At 52.1% G+C, this 21,234-nt stretch carries 19 protein-coding genes; 3 read left to right on the plus strand and 16 right to left on the minus strand.

The window, feature by feature from the left end:
- Positions 1–94 precede the first annotated feature (94 nt).
- The 13 genes from Q1K76_RS02120 to Q1K76_RS02180 all read right to left on the minus strand — a co-directional run bounded on the left by Q1K76_RS02120 (position 95) and on the right by Q1K76_RS02180 (position 12,557).
- Positions 95–1,204, minus strand: coding sequence for a universal stress protein (locus Q1K76_RS02120; RefSeq protein WP_087407475.1), 1,110 nt, complete (start codon positions 1,202–1,204; stop codon positions 95–97).
- Between the two features lie 26 nt (positions 1,205–1,230).
- Positions 1,231–1,491 carry a DNA-binding protein gene (locus Q1K76_RS02125; RefSeq protein ID WP_087407476.1) on the minus strand — a complete coding sequence of 87 codons (261 nt, stop codon included), beginning with the start codon at positions 1,489–1,491 and terminating at the stop codon, positions 1,231–1,233.
- A 117-nt stretch (positions 1,492–1,608) separates the two neighbouring features.
- Positions 1,609–2,295 (minus strand): phosphatase PAP2 family protein, encoded by a 687-nt coding sequence (locus tag Q1K76_RS02130; protein ID WP_087407477.1) that lies wholly within the window; start codon positions 2,293–2,295, stop codon positions 1,609–1,611.
- A 13-nt stretch (positions 2,296–2,308) separates the two neighbouring features.
- Entirely contained in the window at positions 2,309–3,058 is a 750-nt protein-coding gene (locus Q1K76_RS02135; protein ID WP_087407478.1) for a tetratricopeptide repeat protein, read from the minus strand.
- A gap of 12 nt (positions 3,059–3,070) precedes the next feature.
- On the minus strand, positions 3,071–4,858 hold the full coding sequence (locus Q1K76_RS02140) for a BatD family protein (RefSeq protein ID WP_087407479.1): 1,788 nt from the start codon (positions 4,856–4,858) through the stop codon (positions 3,071–3,073).
- Between the two features lie 31 nt (positions 4,859–4,889).
- Positions 4,890–5,714, minus strand: a complete 825-nt coding sequence (locus Q1K76_RS02145; protein WP_300130680.1) for a tetratricopeptide repeat protein — start codon at positions 5,712–5,714, stop codon at positions 4,890–4,892.
- A gap of 8 nt (positions 5,715–5,722) precedes the next feature.
- Entirely contained in the window at positions 5,723–6,760 is a 1,038-nt protein-coding gene (locus tag Q1K76_RS02150; RefSeq protein ID WP_300130683.1) for a VWA domain-containing protein, read from the minus strand.
- A gap of 13 nt (positions 6,761–6,773) precedes the next feature.
- On the minus strand, positions 6,774–7,757 hold the full coding sequence (locus Q1K76_RS02155; RefSeq protein ID WP_087407482.1) for a VWA domain-containing protein: 984 nt from the start codon (positions 7,755–7,757) through the stop codon (positions 6,774–6,776).
- Between the two features lie 52 nt (positions 7,758–7,809).
- Positions 7,810–8,796 carry a DUF4381 family protein gene (locus Q1K76_RS02160; RefSeq protein WP_087407483.1) on the minus strand — a complete coding sequence of 329 codons (987 nt, stop codon included), beginning with the start codon at positions 8,794–8,796 and terminating at the stop codon, positions 7,810–7,812.
- Between the two features lie 17 nt (positions 8,797–8,813).
- Entirely contained in the window at positions 8,814–9,683 is an 870-nt protein-coding gene (locus Q1K76_RS02165) for a DUF58 domain-containing protein (protein ID WP_087407484.1), read from the minus strand.
- A gap of 27 nt (positions 9,684–9,710) precedes the next feature.
- Positions 9,711–10,706, minus strand: a complete 996-nt coding sequence (locus Q1K76_RS02170) for a MoxR family ATPase (RefSeq protein WP_087407485.1) — start codon at positions 10,704–10,706, stop codon at positions 9,711–9,713.
- A 166-nt stretch (positions 10,707–10,872) separates the two neighbouring features.
- Complete coding sequence (locus Q1K76_RS02175) at positions 10,873–12,273, minus strand: HU family DNA-binding protein (RefSeq protein ID WP_300130687.1); 1,401 nt, start codon at positions 12,271–12,273, stop codon at positions 10,873–10,875.
- Positions 12,270–12,557, minus strand: coding sequence for an HU family DNA-binding protein (locus Q1K76_RS02180; protein WP_087407487.1), 288 nt, complete (start codon positions 12,555–12,557; stop codon positions 12,270–12,272). Before Q1K76_RS02180 ends, Q1K76_RS02175 begins: the two co-directional genes overlap by 4 nt.
- A 199-nt stretch (positions 12,558–12,756) precedes the next feature.
- Here Q1K76_RS02180 and ppk1 point away from each other — a divergent pair, with 199 nt between their 5' ends.
- From ppk1 to Q1K76_RS02195, 3 genes are all read left to right on the plus strand, one after another.
- The gene (gene ppk1 / locus Q1K76_RS02185) at positions 12,757–14,856 is read left to right on the plus strand and encodes a polyphosphate kinase 1 (protein ID WP_300130690.1); all 2,100 of its coding nucleotides are present in this window, start codon (positions 12,757–12,759) and stop codon (positions 14,854–14,856) included.
- Between the two features lie 212 nt (positions 14,857–15,068).
- The gene (locus Q1K76_RS02190) at positions 15,069–15,935 is read left to right on the plus strand and encodes a hypothetical protein (RefSeq protein ID WP_300130693.1); all 867 of its coding nucleotides are present in this window, start codon (positions 15,069–15,071) and stop codon (positions 15,933–15,935) included.
- A gap of 242 nt (positions 15,936–16,177) precedes the next feature.
- Entirely contained in the window at positions 16,178–17,254 is a 1,077-nt protein-coding gene (locus Q1K76_RS02195; RefSeq protein ID WP_300130696.1) for a choloylglycine hydrolase family protein, read from the plus strand.
- Between the two features lie 81 nt (positions 17,255–17,335).
- On the opposite strand, the gene Q1K76_RS02200 is transcribed toward Q1K76_RS02195, so the two are convergent.
- The 3 genes from Q1K76_RS02200 to aspS are packed head-to-tail and all read right to left on the minus strand — an operon-like array spanning position 17,336 to position 20,968.
- Positions 17,336–18,106 (minus strand): C4-type zinc ribbon domain-containing protein, encoded by a 771-nt coding sequence (locus tag Q1K76_RS02200; RefSeq protein WP_087407491.1) that lies wholly within the window; start codon positions 18,104–18,106, stop codon positions 17,336–17,338.
- Between the two features lie 3 nt (positions 18,107–18,109).
- Complete coding sequence (locus Q1K76_RS02205) at positions 18,110–19,207, minus strand: Nif3-like dinuclear metal center hexameric protein (protein ID WP_300130700.1); 1,098 nt, start codon at positions 19,205–19,207, stop codon at positions 18,110–18,112.
- Between the two features lie 6 nt (positions 19,208–19,213).
- Entirely contained in the window at positions 19,214–20,968 is a 1,755-nt protein-coding gene (aspS, locus tag Q1K76_RS02210) for an aspartate--tRNA ligase (RefSeq protein ID WP_300130703.1), read from the minus strand.
- Positions 20,969–21,234: the final 266 nt, after the last annotated feature.

The following is a 21,234-nucleotide window of genomic DNA, read 5'->3' on the forward strand; positions in this document are numbered from 1 at the left end:
TATGACAAAACGTCACCTTTGCGTATAACTCGAAGTGAATGAAAACTGACAAAGATTCCTGTCGGCCCGGAGTACCTCGAGGCTACAACCCGAATCAAGAGGGTATGGCGATAAGCGGAGTATCGGTGTGGAACAGCATCTTATGGGCGATGCTGGGGTTGAAGAGGCGGGCAAAGATGTTGCGCTTGCGGTTGGGCACCACCATGACATCGATCGATGCCTCCTGGAACAGGCGCTCTACGTTGTCGAGGAAATTCTCCTCGCCGAGTATCTTGTAGTCGATTTCCCGACCGGGATAATGCGACTGACAGTAGTCGCGTATGCCGGCCAGCTTTATCTCGGTCCAGGCATCGCTTTTCTCGGTCAAATGGAAGAACCGTATCCCGAACGAATAGTTCTGGAACAGGCGCATGAAGGTGTCGAGCGAGATTAAATCCTGCTGGTCGAAGTTGGTAAAGAAGGCCACATTCTTAATATCGCTCACATGGGTATGCGTGAATCCCTCGGGTATGGCAAACACCGGGAAATTGCCGTTGTCTACCACTTCGGCCGTAACGCTTCCTATCAGGTCTATCTCCTTTCGGGTCTTTCCCCTTGACCCCATAACAATGAGCGACGGGTTCAACTCTTTTGCCATCAGGATGATCGTATCTTCAGGCACCCCTTCACATACCCTATATATAAAGGGGACCTGAGGGATGGCGCCCTCGACCATCAACTGGTGCAACTTTTCACAAAAGGATGTCATCTCACGATTGGCCTTTGCAAATAATAGTTTATGTTCTTCACTTTCTTTCAATTCATGACTGATCGTCTCGGCCAACGAGAGAGACCCCATGGAGAAAGGAGACAAGAAGGTATGAAGCAATACGACTTCGGCCTGATGGGCCTCCGCAAAATCAAACCCCAGCCGACAGGCCAACAACGAATAGTCGGAGAAATCAATCGGGATAAGGATTCGGTTTTTCTGCGGTTTTTCCGAGACTTCCGATTTACCGAAAACCGGATCGGTCTCTAAAATCTCGAGGGCGTGAGGCAAATCTTTTTCGTGGATTCGCACTCGCACCCCCGGAGAAATGACTGGTTTCAACAGATTGACATTCTGAATGGCGACGGCTATACCCTGGCTCTCCAAAATGCCCTTTAAGATGAGAGCCTTCGGATAGGTGTGAATGGCCAGTGTGATTAAGCGGTCTTTCTTCATGGTCGATCTGTTTATTTAACTATGATTTATTTCTTATTGTTTTCTTCTTCCAAAATACGAATAGCCATATCGTAGATTTGTGTATTGTCGAGCACAACGATACCGCCGTCGGGTCCCGGTTCGATATGAAGACCACAATTTTTCCCAAATGAATAATTGGTTCCTCCAAAATAGTTACGCACGGTTTGGGTGGTAACATTCAACTCGTCGGCTATTCTATGCATGGAACCATCGGGCAAACTGTCTTTGATGCGACGAAGTTCGTTAAATGTGATTGTCTTAGTCATAAGGGTAATGGTTTTTTATGGTTAATTATTCGGTTAATTGTACTCTTTTGAATACGCAATAAATTTAAGTTCTATTTTCTTTATTTCCAAATTTTGCAGCCAAAATTTTGCGGGCTTTCAAAAATAGATTGCGACGAGTGCATAGACCGAGATAGCTACCACGCTCAAATAGATGACCGTAGTCGCAATCGCAATACCGGGGTCTTTACAGTAAGGCGACTGCCGTTGTGGCAAGCGGTGCCGCTGCCACAGCATGTAGCGGACTCTCTTCCACATTATATATATGAGTAAGGCAATGACGACACCGGCTATCGTACCGGCCAGAATGTCGCCTGGATAGTGTACCCCCAGATAGATGCGCGAGTAGCAGTTGACGGCTGCCCACGCAAGGCCGGTTATGGTAAAAAGCCGGTTGCGGAATATCAGCGCCAGCAACACCACGGCTCCGAAACTGTTGGCGGCATGGCTCGAGATGAAGCCGTAGCGCCCTCCTCTGTACCCGTTTACAATCTGTACAAGAGGTGAGAAGTCGGGGTCTTGTGCCGGCCTGAACCGGGCGAAATAGGGCTTGCACAGGGTCGAGGCAAACTGGTCGCAGAGGGTGATGGTGAGCGCCAGGGCAACCACGACGAGGGTAGCCTCTTTCCAGTTCTTCCGGAACAGCACAAAGAGCAGGGCGACTATGAGGGGTGCCCATGTGAGACGCCCCGTGTATATCCACATGAAATGATCCCAAAAGGGTGTGTGGGTATGGTTCAAAAACAGGAAGACCGTTTTATCCCACTCGATTAACTGTTCCAGCACTTCTGTCTTTCGTTTAAATGATTTCTATGGACGACGACGGCAGCCACCCGCGGTTGCCATCGCTTATCTTCACCTCGTACCAGTCGCTCACCTTGTCCAGAATCACCACCTTGGTTCCTTCGTGCAGGACAAAGAGGTCGGTACCGCTCTCCGATGGCGAGCTCTTGGCCGGTACCGTAGCGGCAAACACGATAGCCTCGCTGCGGCGCTCCATCTTGTCGCTCAAGCCCCAGGCGAACCAGTTGGCCATGATGGCGACAAGCAGTATGACGATACCGCCGAAGAAACCTATCTTCTTCAACCGTACCGACCGCGTGAAGAGGTAGAGATAGCAACCGCCCAGGAATAGGAAGAAGGCGACGATACCGATGACAGCCCACGTGTTGGACGACAAGAAGCTGCGCATCGAGTCGATCCACACCGCGAGGAAGAAACGCCCCACGGGGTCTATCTTGTCGACAATGTGCGTGTTGGCCATATCGAGGTTGAAACGGGCATCCTCGTTACCGGGGTTCAGCAACAGCGCCCGCTCGTAGTTCAGAATAGCCTTGGCAAACTCGTTGTGCTTGTAGTAAGCATTGCCCAGGTTGTAGTAGAGGTCGGACGACACGCCCTGCTCCCGGGCCGTCTGCTCATAGAGTTCGATAGCCTTGATATAGTCCTCCTGAGCATAGGCTTCGTTGGCCTGTTGCAGGGTCTCCTGGCCAAACATCGTCGTCACGCCGGCGACGACAAAGAGCATGTATATGATTATCTTTTTCATCTTCGTTGTGTTTTACTTTTTCACCGTATTTTCCATTTTACCGATGGCCTCGACCGTCTGAGTATAGAGCTCGTCCATAGCCTCGTCGGTCTGCGAGGGTGCATATTGGGCAAACTCGCAACGGCCCAGTATGTCGTTGAACTCGGCTATCAGTTCGGCACTGGCACCGTATTTCTCCAGCTCGGCAGCCACGTTGTCTTTGGTCAGCTCCGAATTGGGCAACCCGAGTTTATCGCTCAGGTATCCCCATACGGCCTTGAGTACCTCGTCGTAGAAGTGCTCCCGGTCGTGGTTCTTCAGGTATTTGCCGGCTACCTTCAACCGTTTCGAGGCTACCTTGTTGGCTTTCCGATTCTTCATCAGAGCCACATTGGCGTTAGCCTTGGCCTGCTTGCGGTTGATGATGACAAAGACAATGAATGCCAGAGCCGGGACGATGTACCACAACCAGTAAACCCAGTTGTCGATATAGAGGGTCGGGGTCTGTACCAGATTCATCTTGTCCAGCTTGATATAGTGAATATCCTGGTTGAGCAGCTTCAAATCCTCTTTGTTGGAGAAGTTGGTGACGGTCTTTCCTCCGCTGCCGGGAGCACCCTTGTCGACCGTAATCTCATACGCTTCGGTACGCAGGGTTTTGTAGCTCTTGCTCTTGATGTCGAAGTACGAGAACTCTACGGCCGGGATTTTGAACGTACCGGCAAAGCGGGGAATGGTGGTGTACTCTACCGTGCGGGTTCCGCTCACCCCACCGGCCGAAGCCTTCACATTCACATCGACCTTGGGGTCGTAGGTGTCGAAATCGTTGGGCAACTGCAACTCGGGGTTCTTCAGGTATTTCAAGTTGCCCGATCCCTTGATGGTCAGTTTCAAGGTAATGGCCTCGTTGGCCTTGACGTGGGTCGAGCTGATGGAACTGCTCAGCGAGAAGTCGCCTACCCCACCCATGAACGAGGCCGGTTTACCGCTGGGCAAAGGCATCACCTCGACCGAAGTGGTATTGGTGCTTACCGACCGGCTTACCCCCTGAGGCACCCGCATGGGACCAAAGGGACCGTTGACCAGTTGATAGGTTTCTACCTGAAAGTCGAACTTGCCGGGCGTAATGGTAATCTTGCCCGTACGTTGCGGGAAGAGCAGGCACTGTTTCAGCACGGCTACCTTGTAGTTTACGCCGTTGTAGTTCTCCAGACTGAACGAGGTATTTTGCGGCAGGTCAATATCTTGTACTACAAAGCCTTCGAACGAGGGGAAACTGTAATTCTCGGCTTGTACGCCCGAAGCCTGCGTGTACAACTTGATGGTGGCCAACACGGCCTCCTGCTCATATATCCGGCTCTTGGAGAGTATCAAACGGGCAAACAGCGTCGTGTTGTCGCTGCTCTGCCCACCCGAGCGACCCGACGAAGCGCTGGCCTTGTCGGGCGGTAATACGGTCAGTTTCCAGGTATTGGTCGACAGGGTGCGCCCGTCGGCCGAGATGGTGGCCGGTGCAAAGGTGTAGCTACCCTCTTTCTCGGCCCGCAGGGTGATGACGTGGGTCTCGGTAGTCTGGCGATCGACTTTGCCGTTGACCACCGACACGCTCGTACCCGAGCTCGTACCCTGATACAACACCTTGCAACCTTTGAATTCGGGCAATTTCAAATCCTTACCCGAAGCGTTGTACAACGTGTATTCCAGTTGAAACTGCTGTCCCTGTATCACCTGCCGGGGCCCATCGACCGCAAAACGCACATTGTTGGCCCACAGTCCAGTAACACAGACCAGCGTAAAGAACAAAATCAAATATCTTTTCATCGCTCTGTTGTATATAAGTTAGACACCCCGATTACCACTCCTTGTCGGTCTTCTTGCGTTTTTGCTGCTGCATCAAAGCCCGTTGCACTTTCTCCTGAGTGTCGCGCTCGTCTTGCTGGATGGCATCGAGAATCTGTTGGGCATTCTCCCGCGACATCTGAGACTGCTGGGGTTGCTGTTGCTGGGGATTATTCTGTTGTTGGTTATCTTTCTGGTCTTGATTCTGTTTATTCTGGTTGTTCTTGTTCTGGTCCTGATTCTGTTGCTTCTGATCTTTCTGCTGGTCCTTGTTCTGGTCCTGCTGATCCTTATTCTTGTCCTGGTTCTGATCTTGCTGTTGTTTCTTCAGCAACAGTTGGGCCAACCGCAGGTTGTAGCGGGTCTCGTCATCTTTGGGATTACGACGCAGCGCATTTTTATACTCTTCGATACTCTGGGCGTAGTTTTTCTCCTGGAACGAGATATTTCCCAGGTTGTGCCAGGCGTGGGCCGTGCGCAGGGTATCGGACGAGGCCTGCACTATCTTCTTATACTCGTTGCGCGAATCGTTCCACTTCTGCTGCTTGTACAGGGCGGCACCCAGGTTGTAGGTAGCTATCTCGGACGAAGGGTTGGCCTCCAGCGCCTTGCGGTATTCGATTTCGGCCTCGGTATATTTCTTGTCGTTAAACAGGTCGTTTCCTTTCCGTATCGAGTTGCGCTCGCTCTTCTCGTCGATTTTTTTCTCTTTGGGTGGTACGACCTTGGCCGGGGCCTCGTTGGCAGCAGGAGCCGCAGGAACTGCCTGTCCCTGAGCCGAGGCAGTCCATGCCCCACTGGCCAATATCAAACATAGTATATAGTTGATTGCTTTCATAGTGCAAATTACTTTTCTGAATTTTCGGAGAAGAAAGTTATCTTCTTCAGCCAACTGTTCTTGCGGTCAATAATAAAGAGATCGATCAGCAACAGCACCAGGGCAATCCAGGCCAGACCCTGGAACTGCTCGTCGTATTGCGAATAGACCTTGCTCTCTATATCGGCCTTCTTCATCTTCTTTACCTCGGCCGTCAGGGCCCGCAGAGCCGCATTGGTATTATCGGCTCTCACGTAGATACCGGCACCGGCTTTGGCAATCTCCTGCCCGAGGGCCTCGTTGAGTTTCGAGATGACCACATTGCCGTTGCTGTCCTTGATAAAGTTGGTCTCGCTATCACCGATGGGGATGGGTACACCCTCGAGCGAACCGATACCGATGACATCGACCTTGATGTTTTTCTCGGCTGCAGCCTGAGCCATCTGGGCGGCATCGTCCTCGTGGTTCTCGGCATCGGTAATGACGATAATGGCCTTATCTACACTCTCGTTGGGCGAGAAGGAGTTCATGGCGGTAGAGATGGCCCGCCCGATAGCCGTACCTTGTGTAGGTACCATCGAGGGGTTGATGGTGTTCAGGAACATCTTGGCCGACACGAAGTCGGAGGTGATGGGCAACTGCGTATAGGCATCGCCGGCAAAGACGATAAGACCTATCTTGTCGTTGTCGAGTTCGTCGACCAGTTTCGAGAGCATCATCTTGGCCTTCTCGAGACGGTTGGGCACTATATCCTTGGCCATCATCGAGTTGGAGACGTCGAGGGCAATCATGATTTCTACCCCCTGCTTCTTGACCGTCTCGAGTTTCGAACCGAACTGAGGCCGTGCCAACATGAATATGATAACAATAAATGCCAGTTGCTGAAAGATAAACTTGATCCAGGGCTTGTACTTCGACACATCGGTCATCAGCGGTGCCAGCACCGACGGATTGCCATACTTGGCCAGATTGCGGCGCGAGCGGTATCGCCCGTAGATAAAGAGCCCCCACAGCACAGGGACGAGAATCAGCAGATATAAATATTCGGGTTGTGCAAATCGAAACATAATCAACTTCTTTTTAAGGAATATTTTTCAACAACGTCTGACGCAGGAGTATCTCCAGCCCCAGGCACAAGAGTGCCAAGAGAGCCCATCGGGTATATTCCTCTTCTTTTACACTGAATTCCTTGACGGTGAGCTTGGTCTTCTCCAACTTGTCAATCTCTTCGAAGATACCTTTCAATACGTTCTTGTTGGTAGCTCTGAAGTATTTGCCGTCGGCCGTAGCCGCAATTTGCTGCAGGGCTGCCTCGTCCATCTCGACCGGCATGTTCTGGTAGGTAATGCCGTAGGGGGTCTGTACCGGCGTGGGGGCCAACCCTTTGGTACCTACTCCAATCGTGTAGACGTGTATGCCGAACGACTTGGCTATTTGTGCCGCCGTGGCCGGGGCTATATCGCCCGCATTGTTGGTACCGTCGGTCAGCAGGATGATGGTCTTCGACTTGGCGGGACCGTCCTTGATGCGGTTGATGGCCGTAGCCAAACCGTCGCCAATTGCCGTACCGTCGTCGACCATACCGCAATGTACATCTTTCATCAGGTTGAGCAGCACGGCGTGGTCGGTTGTCATCGGGCACATGGTGAAGCTCTCGCCGGCAAAGATGACCAGACCGATATTGTCGTGCTCACGCCCCGAAACGAACTGGGCAGCTACGTCTTTGGCAGCTTCGACCCGGTCGGGGGTAAAGTCGCGGGCCAACATACTGCCCGAAATATCGAGCGCCAGTACGATGTCGACCCCTTCGGTCGATGAGTTTTGCCAGTTGTCGGTCGACTGCGGCCGGGCCAGAGCAATAATCAGGAAGGCAACGGCCAGTATCCGCAAGGCAAAGTTGAAGTGGCGCAAGTATATCTTGTAGGTGCGCGGCATCTTGTCGAACGGCTGCGTAGTCGAGACCTGCAAAGGGGCCTGCATGTGCTTCTGTTTGAGGATATACCACACGACGGCCGGTATAATCAGCAACAACAGCAGCAGATATAAAGGATTCGCAAATACCATTTTTCAAAAAATCTATTTAAAAAGCCACATGAGCCTTTGTTCAACAATGGGTTTATTCCGGTTTCTCGGGAGCCGTACCGTCGGCAGCCGGTTGTTCGGGTGCCTTCTCTTCGGGCTTGGTCTCTTCGACAAAGTTCTCGGCATACCGCATCACCTGCTCGTTGTCGTCGGGGAGCGGCCGCATCTTGGCAAACTTCACGAAGTCGGCCATCTCGAGAATATCGCGCAATTGCTGGTTCACCGCTTTGGTCTCCTCGTTACGCCGCAGCGTGTCGATAATCTGGGTCGAGGTCATCTCCATGGCGTTGATGTGGAATCGCTGGTCGATGTATACCCGCAGGATTTCGGTCAGGTTGGTATAGTAGGCCTTCTCCTGACCTTGCTGCCAGAGCTTCGAGTCTTTCAACTCGTGCAAAGCCTGTATGGCTCGTTCGTAGGGCGGTATGGCCTTCTCTTCGGCTGCAGCCTCGCCACCCTTGGCCTTGCGGCCCCAGCGCCAGTAGGCATAGATACCGGCGGCTATGACAACGAGAGCGATGAGCAGATAGATGACCCATGCCGGCACATAGTCCCAGAGGACGAAGGGAGGAGCATCGACCCCCTTGATGTCAAACTCGGCATGCGTCGTATCGACCGGCACCGGAACCACCTTGAGGCTCAACGACTGGGTCTCGAAAGTATCGTTGTCGATAACATATTTGAAAGGAGGCAGATAGTAGAGGCCCGAGTCAAACGAGGTGATAAGTACCTCGTTGTTGACCTGTATACGGTTGTTTTTCAAATCGACCGTATCGGGTTTCGAAATCTTCAGCACCTCTACGCCGGCTACCAGCGTGTCTTGTATGATAGGCAGCCGCACAAACTTGCCTTTGTCTTGCGACACCTCGAGGCGCACCGTCGTCTGGTCGCCCATCATGATGGCGGCCGAGTCCATCTGGGCCCGCACCACTATCTGATTCTGGGCCGACACCGTTGCGGCACTCATCGACACGAGCAGACATCCGCCAAACACTCGCAATAAGATAGATCGTATTTTCATAGAATCTCAAATTTTTATTACCCTCTTCGCTGGAAGAGATTCATCAGGGCCACCACAAAGTCGTCGTCGGTGGCGATGGTCGCCAGGTCGACACGGCTCTTGCGCAAGGTGGTCAGCATCTTGTCTTGCCGGGCATTCCACCACTCGGCATACCGGGCCCGCACGGCGGCCGACGACGAGTCGACCCACTGCTCGACACCCCGCTCGGAGTCTTGCAACTTGATGAGCCCCACGTTGGGCAGCTGCGACTCCCGACGGTCGTAGACCTGTATGGCTACCAGGTCGTGCCGGCGGTTGGCAATGGAGAGGGCGTTTTTGTAATCGCCGTTATCGATGAAGTCGGAGATTAAAAACGTCGTACACCGTTTCTTGATGGCGTTGGTCATGTACTCCAAGGCCAGACCTATGTTGGTTCCCGTATTGTCGGGGGTGAAATCGATCAGTTCGCGTATGATATAGAGGATATGCTTGCGCCCCTTCTTCGGCGGGATAAACTTCTCGATTTTGTCCGAGAAGAAAATCATGCCGATCTTGTCGTTGTTCTGTATGGCCGAAAAGGCTATCGTGGCAGCGACCTCGGCCATCATTTCACGCTTGGCCTCTCCCACGGCACCGAAGTTACGGCTGGCAGAGACATCGACCAACAACATCACCGTCAGTTCACGTTCCTCTTCGAAAACCTTCACAAAGGGCTTGTTGTAGCGGGCTGTCACATTCCAGTCTATATCTCTCACATCGTCGCCATACTGATACTCCCTCACTTCGGAGAAGGCCATACCCCTCCCCTTGAAGGCCGAGTGGTACTGACCCGCAAAGATGTTGCGGGAGAGGCCCCTCGTCTTTATCTCGATATGACGGACTTTCTTTAACAGTTCACTGGTTTCCATAAACAGCAGCTCTCCCTAACCGGTTATTTAGGGTACTTCTACCTTGTTGAGTATCTCGCTGATAATCTCCTCGGCCGTCATGTTGTTGGCCTCGGCTTCGTAGCTGAGCCCGATACGGTGACGCAGCACGTCGTGGCATACGGCACGCACATCCTCGGGAATCACATAGCCGCGTTGTTTCAAGAAGGCATAGGCGCGAGCTGCCATGGCCAGACTGATAGAGGCACGAGGCGAAGCACCGAACGAAATCATCTCTTTCAAGTCGGCCAGACCATGATCTTGCGGGAAACGGGTAGCAAACACGATGTCGACGATATAGCGCTCGATCTTCTCGTCGATGTATACCTTTTGTACAATATCGCGAGCCTCGATAATTTCAGAGGGTTTCAGCACCGGTTTAATTTCGACCTTACGTCCGCTGATGTTCTGGCGGATAATCTGCTTCTCCTCCTCTTTCTTGGGATAGCTTATAATCACCTTGAGCATGAAACGGTCGACTTGCGCCTCGGGCAGCGGATAGGTACCCTCCTGCTCGATGGGGTTCTGTGTAGCCATTACCAGGAAAGGATCGTCGAGACGGAACGTCTGCTCGCCGATGGTCACCTGGCGCTCCTGCATGGCCTCGAGCAAGGCACTCTGCACCTTGGCCGGGGCACGGTTGATTTCATCGGCCAGCACGAAGTTGGCGAAGATGGGGCCCTTCTTGATTTGGAACTGCTCCTTGGCCTGGCTGTATACCATGGTACCTACCACGTCGGCAGGCAACAGGTCGGGGGTAAACTGGATACGGCTGTATTTCGAGTCAATCAGCGAAGCCAGCGTCTTGATGGCCAACGTCTTGGCCAAACCCGGAACACCTTCGAGCAAGATGTGACCGTTGGAAAGCAAACCAATCATCAACGAATCGATCAGATGCTTCTGGCCTACAATCACCTGGTCCATGCCCTGTGTAATCATATTCACGAACGAACTCTTGCTGGCAATCAGGTCGTTCAACTCCCGAATATCAACTGTTTCACTCATACGTTTTCTCTTTTTATATTTTCAATTTATACGTTTTTTCACTTTATCTCTCGCAAAATTAGCGATAGAGAGGCTCTATATCTCCCCTATCGCGTTAAAAATGGCTAACCATTCACTTAAAAAAGACTAAGTCGCCAACCCCTTCGGTCAACGACTCAGCTATCGGTCACTCATACTGGCTCAGAATCTTCACGGCCAGAGCCTTGGCAGCTTCGACCGAACGTCTGTCTTTAGCATCGATATGATACTTCGAAGCCTCGGGAATAACCACCCGTGTTCCGATGGGTACCTGATTGGGATTCTTAATCACCTTTTTATTTTCTTCGTAGATATATACCCAGAAGGTCTTGTGTCCGAAGTATTTACGAGCCAACGTCGTGAGGAATACCCCCGATCGGATGGTCTCGACCACCGGCTCGGCCTCTACAGCCGTTGTGGGTGTTGTTTCCGACTGGCCCGTTTTTTCTGTTTTCTCCACACGCTCGGTTTTCTCTGACTGGGCAACCGGCTTTTCAGCTACGGAATCCCGTTCGGCCACATCGACCATAGCCGTCGTATCGACCGGCTCCGATACAACAACCGTATCGGCTACTTGGTTCGCTTGCAGCTGAGGCGCGAACACCTCTTCATTGGTCAGTGAAAGTGTATATTCGCCTATCTTGATTTTTTCATCTCCCCGCAAGAAGAACCACACGGCTACCCCGATAACCACGATTACACCCAGCGCCGAAAGGGCTCCCCACCAGAAGGCCCGGCGCGAGGCCGACTTCTGCAAATAGTCGGTATGGTCGGCATCGGTTTCTACGGGGATAAGAGCCGGGACTTCGGCTTTCGGTTCGTCCGCAACAGGCTCCGCATGGGTTTCAGCCACAGGCTCTACGGCGGGTTGGGCCTCGGTCTCGAGCGGTTGCTCTTCCGAGGTTTCAGCTGGCTCATCTTGCTCCAATGAAACCACATCGGGCTCCGGCTCTGTTTCGGCATCCGGGTCAGAGGCCGGTTCAGGTATCACGCCCGATTCGGGAACAACCGGTTGCTCCTCCTTTTCGCCCGGCAGGTCTTCGATCTCCGGCGCTTCAGGCTTATCTGTTTCGGGCATAATGGCGTCTTCAACCTCTTCTTGAAGGGGCATCGCCTCCGGGGCTGCCGGTTCGTCGGCCGCCACCGGCTCCTCTTCGGATCCATCGCCTTCACGACTTTCGGCCATTCCTTCATCGCCTACGGCCATCATGGCCTCGGTCGACACGTGGTCATTGAGAATCTCGACCGAAAAGCTCGAAAAGGGAGCATTCACCGCCTCGCGCAGCACCTTGTCGGGAACAAACGACACCTTGTAATGGCCCGGTATCTCCACCGGCTCGCCCGTCTGCACGTTCACGCTGGCACGAGGTTCTACCCAAATGGGCTTGAATACACCCAGCTCGTTGATTCTCAGCTCCTCGCCCGACGAGATAACCTCTGTCGAAATCGTGAAGAACTCCTTGAGAAAAGCCTCGGCCTCCTTTTTCGTCACATTCAGTTTTGTGGCGAGCAGAGTGACCAAATCGGGGAAAGATATTTTTTCATTCATTTCGACGAGAGCATTTTAAGTTTCATTTTAATAGCGCTGCCCGGCTTAAACGACAGAATCATTTTGGGGGGCACGAGCATGCGTTTGCCCGTAGCAGGATTCACGACAACCCGTTCCAGCTTCTTCTTCGGTTCGAACGTGCCGAACCCCTGAATAGCTACCGAGTCCATCTGTGCACAACGCTCTTTCATGATTTGGAGAAAGGCCGACATATACTCCTCGACCTCCCCTTTATCTTTGCCCAAACGGGTCTGCAACTGCGTCAAAAAAGTTTTGTGATCCATGACCATTGTTTTTCAAGCCCCTGCCAGGGCCATAATTCGCTATCTGCAAAATTAAAAAAATTCTGTGGAATAATTGCAAGAAACAACAGATTCATGCAGTAAGATATGGAGAAACGAGACATGCAGATTTGCGAGAAAAATTTGTACACCCGAACATTATTTGTATATTTACCGTTACTTAATCCTTACGACGATGACTATGGAAAATGTTCGGAAGTATTTCAAACGTGATATCAGTTGGTTATCTTTCAATTACCGGGTATTGATGGAGGCTATGGACAAGACGGTGCCGTTGTTCGACCGCATCAAGTTTCTGTCGATATACCAGTCGAATCAGGAGGAATTTTATCGCGTGAGGGTTTCGGAGTATCACCAGATTCTGTCGGACTCTGCGAAAAGCGACGAGGAGAAGGAGCAGGCCGAGCGTACCTTGGAGTCGATTAACCGGGAAGTCAACCAGCAGGTCGACGACTTCAACAAATTCTTTTTCAACGACATCATCCCCGAACTCGAGCGCGAGGGTATGGTGCTGTACCATCAGGAGAAAATCGAGGAGTGCCACCGGGACGAGGTGCGTAACTTCTTTAAAGAAGAGGTATTCCCTTTCTTGCAGCCGGTGTTGATATTGAAAGACGACATCGTCTCTTTCCTGCGCGACAACCGGCTCTACCTGGCCATAAAAATGTATCGGAAGAGCGACCGCAACAACCCCGACCGACAACCGTTCTATGCCCAGATAAAGATTCCGTTCAGCAAAGTGCCGCGGTTTATCAAGCTCACGCCGCACAACGGAAAAAACTACGTGATGTTTATCGACGACATGATTGCCTTGAACCTCGACATCGTCTTCCCGGGATTCGACATTGACTCGCACTATGCGATACGGGTCTCGCGCGATGCCGACTTTTCCATCGAGCCCAAAGAGGGGGCCAACATTGTCGATGCCGTGCGCAAGCGGGTCAAGAAACGCAAGATAGGCAACGCCAACCGGTTGGTCTACGACGGCTGCATGCCCCACGACATGCTGGAGTATATCTGCGAGGCCTACGACATTCCGCACGGACAGTGCATCCGCTCGAGCCGGTATCTGAATCTGGAGGACCTGACCAAACTGCCCAACCTCACCGGCAAGGTGTTGAGCGAAACTCTCCCCTCGCCCATGCGGCTGCCCATCTTCGACAACGCCCCGTCGATGTTCGAGGTGATTCGCCATCGCGACTTTCTGATACATTTCCCCTATCAGTCGTTCGACTACCTCACCCGGTTCCTGACCGAGGCTGCCGAGAACCCGGCCGTGACTGAAATAAAACTCACACAATATCGGGTAGCCGAAAACTCCGAAGTGATAGACCGGTTGCTCTACGCCGCCAAACAGGGGAAACAGGTGACGGTATATGTCGAAATCAAAGCCCGGTTCGACGAGGAGAACAACATCATCACCTCGGAACTGATGCAGGAGTCGGGTGTTCGTGTCGTATACAGCACCCCGGGATTGAAGGTCCATGCCAAGGCCTTATTGGTCAAGTGTGCCCCTACCGACAGCTCTCACCCCCAAGCCTATGCTTTCATGAGTACCGGCAACTTCAACGAAGACACAGCCCGCATCTACTCCGACATGGGGCTGTTTACCGTCAACCGCGCCATTACGAGCGAACTCGACAAGCTCTTCTCCATACTCGACGGTTCTTCAAAAGACCGCGATTTCAAGACGTTGCTCGTGGCCCAGTTCAACATGGTCGACGAGTTGAAACGGAAAATACGTTTCGAGATGGAAGAGGCCCGTCAGGGACGGAAGGCACACATCATTCTGAAAATGAACGGCCTGCACGACACGGGCATGATTGATGCCCTCTACGATGCCAGCGAGGCAGGCGTACACATCGACCTGCTGGTGCGCGGCATCAACTGCCTGGTACCCAACCAGCCTTACAGCCGCAACATACACATGACGCGCATCATCGACTCGTACCTCGAGCATGCCCGCATCTGGTACTTCTATGCCGGGGGACGCGAAGAGGTATATCTGTCGTCGGCCGACTGGATGCGCCGCAACCTGAACCGCCGCATCGAGACCGCCGTACCCATTTTCGACCAGCATATCAAAAACGAAATCCTGTCGGTCATAGACCTGCAGTTGCGAGACAATATAAAAGCCTGCCGCATAGACGAATATCTGGGTAACCAATATGTCCGCACCCCAGGCCCACCCATACGCTCGCAACGGATGTGCTTCCACCTGCTGGAGCAGTACTCTACCCCCGACTCTGCTGCGGGCATGCCCGAGATATTTATCAGCTAGCTACTGCTCTTGTCGATATTAAGTTAAATAACAGGTACAAGGCTCCAATAATTCCGAACAAAAGAATAAAGATTATTATACGTATATTATTCTTTTTATATACTTTTGTCCTGAAACAAAGATCTAAAATTATGAAACGAATTGTACTCTTATGTCTTATCGGAATGTCGATAATACCTCTGTCGGCTCAGACTCTGAAAAAGCAGAACCAAATGTTGAAGGATTCGATCGGTGTCATGCAAAAAGTCATCGACGAAAAGACAACCGCCAATCAGACACTGTCGCAGGAAAACTCGACCCTCAAAAGCAAACACGCACTACTCCTGGCTACTAAAGACTCGCTTGACGGAGCACAGAAAAACTTGTTGGGCAAATACAAGGAGCTGTCGGTCGAGAACGACCAACTGAAAGATTCGCTCTTTGTCTATCGCAACCAGAACAAAGCATTACGTAATCAGGTAGACAGCCTTAACACTTCGCTGGTAAACCTCACCAACGAGATGAACGCCAAACTCGAATATCTGGCTCGTCAGGAAAAGATTTGGAAACGCAGCAAATACTTTTATATCGCCTATGGTATGACCTCGCTCGACCGAGGTAACGGACAACCGAAATTGAACAGCGATTTTGCATTCTCTATCGGACGTGGCAAAACCTATTACCTGCACAAAAAACCGCTTCTGGGTATGATCAAATTCGGTTTGGACTGGACCTTCTTCGATATTGCCGTAGCCCAATACGGTGTAGAGAGGGGACTCTCCGCCGAAGACGACAGCGACATTTACAAGGGAGAGATTTCCATGCAGTTCGGCCCCTCGATTACCGTCAATCCGGTCGACTTTCTGAAAGTCAACCTCTATTTCCGCTACGACCCCTCCTACTCGATGATGTTCAATACCGACGGCAACAAGTTCAAAGGCAACTACGGCTCTTACTTCAATACCGGTTTGGCTGCTTCGTACAAGGTTATCTCGCTGGGGTATGAATACCGATGGGGTTCTACCTCGTACAAAATCGACGACGAGAACCAGACCTGGAAAACATCGGGCAGCTACTTCTACATCAGTTTCCGATTCTAACATCGAAGAAGAACTCATATCATGCCGGCCGGAGTTTCCTTTCGACCGGCATTTTTTATCCATTCGTTTCTTCTGTCCCGGCCCCAAACATTTCACAAACATCGTGTGTTTATAAAAAGGCCGGCAAAAACAGGCACTGTAACGAGAAATACATTCATCCCCATCCATGGGGATCATAAATATTTTCATACCTTTGAATCGGCCAGACTATCGCACATGTTCTAACTTAATATACAGCAACAATGAAACGATTATTTTCCCTACTGATTGCGGCTGCGGCCCTCTCGATTCCATCGGCCTGGGGCTGCACGGGCATCACCCTCACGGTGAAGGACGGTTCCAAAATCGTAGCCCGTACCATCGAATGGGGCGGCAGCGACTTGAACAGCCAATATGTGATTGTTCCCCGCGGATACGAACAACGCTCCTATGTACCGGGCGGGCAACAAACCGGCATGAAATTTACAGCCAAATATGGCTATGTGGGATTGGCCGTAGAGCAAAAAGAGTTTGTAGCCGAAGGACTGAACGAAGCCGGATTGTCGGCCGGGCTCTTCTACTTTCCCAATTACGGACAATACGAAGCCTATAACCCGGCACAACAAGCCTCGAGCATGGCCGACCTGCAACTGGTTGCCTGGATTCTGGGCAACTTCGCCACTGTCGACGAAGCCATCGAAGGACTGAAAACGGTGCACGTCGTATCGATAGACCCGCGGGCCTCGACGGTCCACTGGCGCATGACCGACGTAACAGGCCGCCAAGTGGTGCTGGAGATTATTGCCGGCAAGATGCAATTTTATGAAAACAAGCTGGGGGTACTCACCAACTCGCCGGGCTTCGATTGGCAAATGACCAATCTCAACAACTACATCAACCTCTATCCGGGAACGACCGAACCCAAGTCGTTCGGCGACATCAAGCTATCCTCGTTCGGTGCCGGCAGCGGATTTCTGGGTCTTCCCGGCGACATCACACCGCCCTCCCGCTTTGTGCGTGCGGCCTTTTACCAGACCACCGCTCCACAGTCCCAGTCTGCAATCGAAGCCGTTACCGAGAGTTTCCACATTCTCAACAACTTCGACATCCCCATAGGAGCTGAGTTTACGACCGGTCAGACTCCTACCGACATCCCCAGCGCTACGCAATGGACTTCGGCTGCCGACATGGCCAACCGCCTGCTCTACTACCGCACCATGTACAACAGCGCCATCCGCTGCTTCGATCTGAAGAGCATCGACTTCGGTCGGGTCAAATATCAGGTACAACCGCTCGACACCGTCAAGCAACAACCCATACAGACTATTCGAATCAAATAACCTGCGAGCTGCAAGTTGCAGAAAACAAAACAGCCGGTCACCACTCGGGTGACCGGCTGTTTCCATATCGTTTCAATCGATTTAATGCTCTTCCTTTACACCGGCAAGTTCCGGGTCAATCATGATACGTCCGCAGTATTCGCAAACGATAATCTTTTTACGCATCTTGATGTCGAGCTGTCTTTGAGGCGGAATGCGGTTGAAGCAACCACCGCAAGAGTCGCGTTGGATGTAAACCACAGCCAGACCGTTACGGGCATTCTTGCGGATGCGCTTGAAGGCAGCGAGCAAACGGGGCTCTACCTTGTTCTCGAGTTTCTTGGCCTTCTCTCTCAACTTCTCCTCGTCCTGTTTCGTCTCCGAAACGATTTCGTCGAGTTCGCTCTTCTTCTCGGCCAGGATATGCTGACGATCCTGCAGCGTCTCTTCCGAAGCAGCCACCTCTTTGCTCTTGGCCTCTTGTGCGGCAATGTATTCGTTGATACGTTTCTCGCACAACTGAATTTCGAGAGTCTGATACTCTATCTCTTTCGAGAGGAAGTCAAATTCGCGATTGTTGCGCACATTGTCTTGCTGCTTGGTATATTTGTCGATAAGCGTTTGGGCGTTTTGTATTTCTACTTTTTTGGCCGCTACGGCAGCTTTCAGGTCTTCAATCTCGGTATGGTAGTTTTTGATACGCGTTTCAAGACCGGCGATCTCGTCCTCAAGGTCCTGAACTTCGAGAGGCAGCTCACCTCTCAGCGTCTTTATTCTATCGATCTCCGAGAGAATGGTTTGCAAATCGTACAGTGTTTTCAACTTCTCTTCCACTGTATATTCTTTTTCAGCTTTTGTTTTGTCAGTAGCCATACGTTACAAATAATTTATCGGATTTGTATCTACTTGTGTAGAACGGATTGCAAAGGTAGGGAATTTTTTTTGAATAATCTCACAAAAAATCTCTTTTGTATATTGTTCACTCTCGTAGTGACCGATTTCGGCCAGCAGGATACGCGACTCATATTCGAAATAATCGTGATACCGTATCTCACCCGTCACAAACATATCGGCTCCGACGGCAACGGCTCTCGACATGAGCGATGCTCCGGCACCGCCACACAGGGCCACACGCGAAATCTTGCGCCCGTGCAGAGGCGAATGCTTCACACAACCTACCGCAAAGGTATCTTTCAGCTTCTCCAGCACCAGCAGTTCGTCGGCCGGTTCAGGCAAATTGCCCACCACGCCGGCCCCCACCTGCTCCCAGCGATTGGCCAGGGGTATCCAGTCGAAAGCCGGTTCTTCGTAGGGATGGCTCCGCTTCAAGGCGGTCTCGACGGCACCCTGCATGTAGGCGGGCACGATTACTTCGAGTCGAGTCTCGGGCTCGCGATGTTGCTCGCCTATCGTACCGCAATAAGGATGAGCCTGCGCCCCGGGGCGATAGGTACCCTCGCCTTCCTGACCGAAACTGCACTGGTCGTAGTTGCCGATATGTCCGGCCCCAGCCTCGAACAGAGCGGTTCTCACCGCTTCGACATGAGAAACAGGCACATAGGTAACCAGTTTCATCAGCAACCCGGGCATGGGGTCGAGCACCCGCACCTCAGTCAAGCCCAACTTGCGGGCCATTCTGAACGAGACACCGCCCGGAGCATTATCGAGATTGGTATGGGCGGCATAGATGGCTATGTTGTGTTGGATTGCCTTGATGACAATACGCTCGACATAGCTCCTCCCCGTAATCGATTTCAGCCCCTTGAAGAGCAGGGGGTGATGCGACACAATCAAGTTATAGCCCAAGGCGATAGCCTCGTCGACAACCCCTTCGGTCACATCGAGACATACGACCGCTCCCGAAACCGGCTGAAACCGGTTGCCCACCTGCAACCCGGCATTGTCGTACGACTCTTGCCAGGCGACAGGTGCTACCGACTCGATGGTCTCTATAATATCATTTAGAATTACCACGTGCTGTTAATCCTTCAAATCTACTTTGATACACAATTCGTTCAATTGCGAGTCGTCCAGCGGCGACGGTGCATTGAGCATGACATCGCGACCCGAGTTGTTCTTGGGGAATGCGATGCAGTCGCGAATCGAATCAAGACCGGCAAACATCGATACCAGGCGGTCGAGACCGAATGCCAGACCTCCGTGAGGAGGAGCACCGTATTTAAAAGCATTCATCAGGAAACCGAATTGAGCTTCGGCCTGCTCTTCGGTGAATCCCAACAGACGGAACATGTGGTCTTGCAACTCGCTGTCGTGAATACGGATAGAACCGCCACCCAGCTCTACGCCATTGATTACCATGTCGTAGGCATTGGCCCGCACGGCACCCGTATCGGTATCGAGCAGAGGAATATCCTCGGCCTTGGGCGAGGTGAAGGGGTGGTGCATCGCATAGAAGCGTTGTGTCTCGTCGTCCCACTCGAACAAGGGGAAGTCGATAACCCACAGCGGAGCAAAGGTATTCTTATCGCGCAAGCCCAGACGCGAACCCATCTCCAGACGCAGTTCGCACAGTGCCTTGCGGGTCTTCATCGCAGGACCGGCCAGAATCAGCAGCAGGTCGCCCGGTTTGGCTCCGAAGCGTTCGCCCCACTTCTTCAGGTCGTCGGGCAAATAGAACTTGTCGACCGACGACTTGGGATTCCCATTCTCGTCGAAACGTACATAAATCAGGCCCTTGGCTCCGATTTGCGGACGTTTCACAAAGTCGGTCAACTCGTCGAGCTGTTTGCGCGAATAGGTAGCACACCCTTCGGCGCAGATACCGCCCACATACTCGGCACTGTCGAACACCCCGAAGTTGTGGCCCTCGGTCAAATCCTTCAGTTCGACAAAGCGCATGCCGAAACGCATATCGGGTTTGTCGCTACCGTAGTATTTCATGGCATCGGCCCACGTCATGCGCAGGAACGGCTCGTTGAACTCGATACCGCGGATTTTCTTGAACAGATGCTTGATCATGCCCTCGAAGATATTGAGAATATCCTCTTGCTCCACAAACGACATTTCGCAGTCGATTTGCGTAAACTCGGGCTGACGGTCGGCCCGCAGGTCTTCGTCGCGGAAACACTTTACAATCTGGAAATAGCGGTCGAAGCCCGACACCATCAGCAACTGCTTGAGGGTTTGCGGCGACTGCGGCAACGCATAGAACTCGCCCGGATTCATTCTCGACGGTACCACAAAGTCGCGGGCTCCCTCGGGAGTAGATTTAATCAATACAGGCGTCTCCACCTCGAGGAAGTTCAACTCGTCGAGATAACGACGTACCTCGAAGGCCATCTTGTGACGCAACTCGAGATTGCGGCGTACAATGGGACGGCGCAAGTCGAGGTAACGGTACTGCATGCGAATATCGTCGCCGCCATCCGATTCGTCTTCGATGGTGAAGGGCGGAGTCTCGGCCGTATGGAGAATGACCAGTTTCTCGGCTATGATTTCGATGTCGCCCGTCGGCAGATTGGCGTTCTTGTTCGAGCGCTCGGTCACGGTACCCGTCACCTGTATCACATATTCGCGACCCAGTTTATTGGCCTGGTCGCACAAACCGGCGTTGGTCTCCTGGTTAAATACCAACTGAGTGATACCGTAGCGATCGCGCAGATCGACAAAAGTCATACCACCCATCTTACGGCTGCGTTGCACCCAACCGGCCAGGGTTACCTGTTGGCCCACATGGCTCAATCGCAGCTCTCCACATGTATTCGTTCTATACATTGTTATAGGATTTATATGTTTTGTTGTTATTGATTTCAGTTACTCAACGGCATTCGGAACAGCCCGAATGTCCTTGCAAAATTAAAATAAAACATCGGTAAACAGGTATCTTTTACCGAAGAATTTGATAAAAATGTAAGCCCATAGTTGGCGATACGAAAAAAAGCAGTAAATTTGCCCTGCCCAAAAAAGAGAGGGCCATTGCTTGTTTCGGGGTGTAGCGCAGTCCGGTTAGCGCACCTGCTTTGGGAGCAGGGGGTCGTGGG

Origin of the sequence: uncultured Barnesiella sp. (assembly GCF_946496565.1) — a bacterium.
GTDB classification, from domain to species: domain Bacteria; phylum Bacteroidota; class Bacteroidia; order Bacteroidales; family Barnesiellaceae; genus Barnesiella; species Barnesiella merdigallinarum.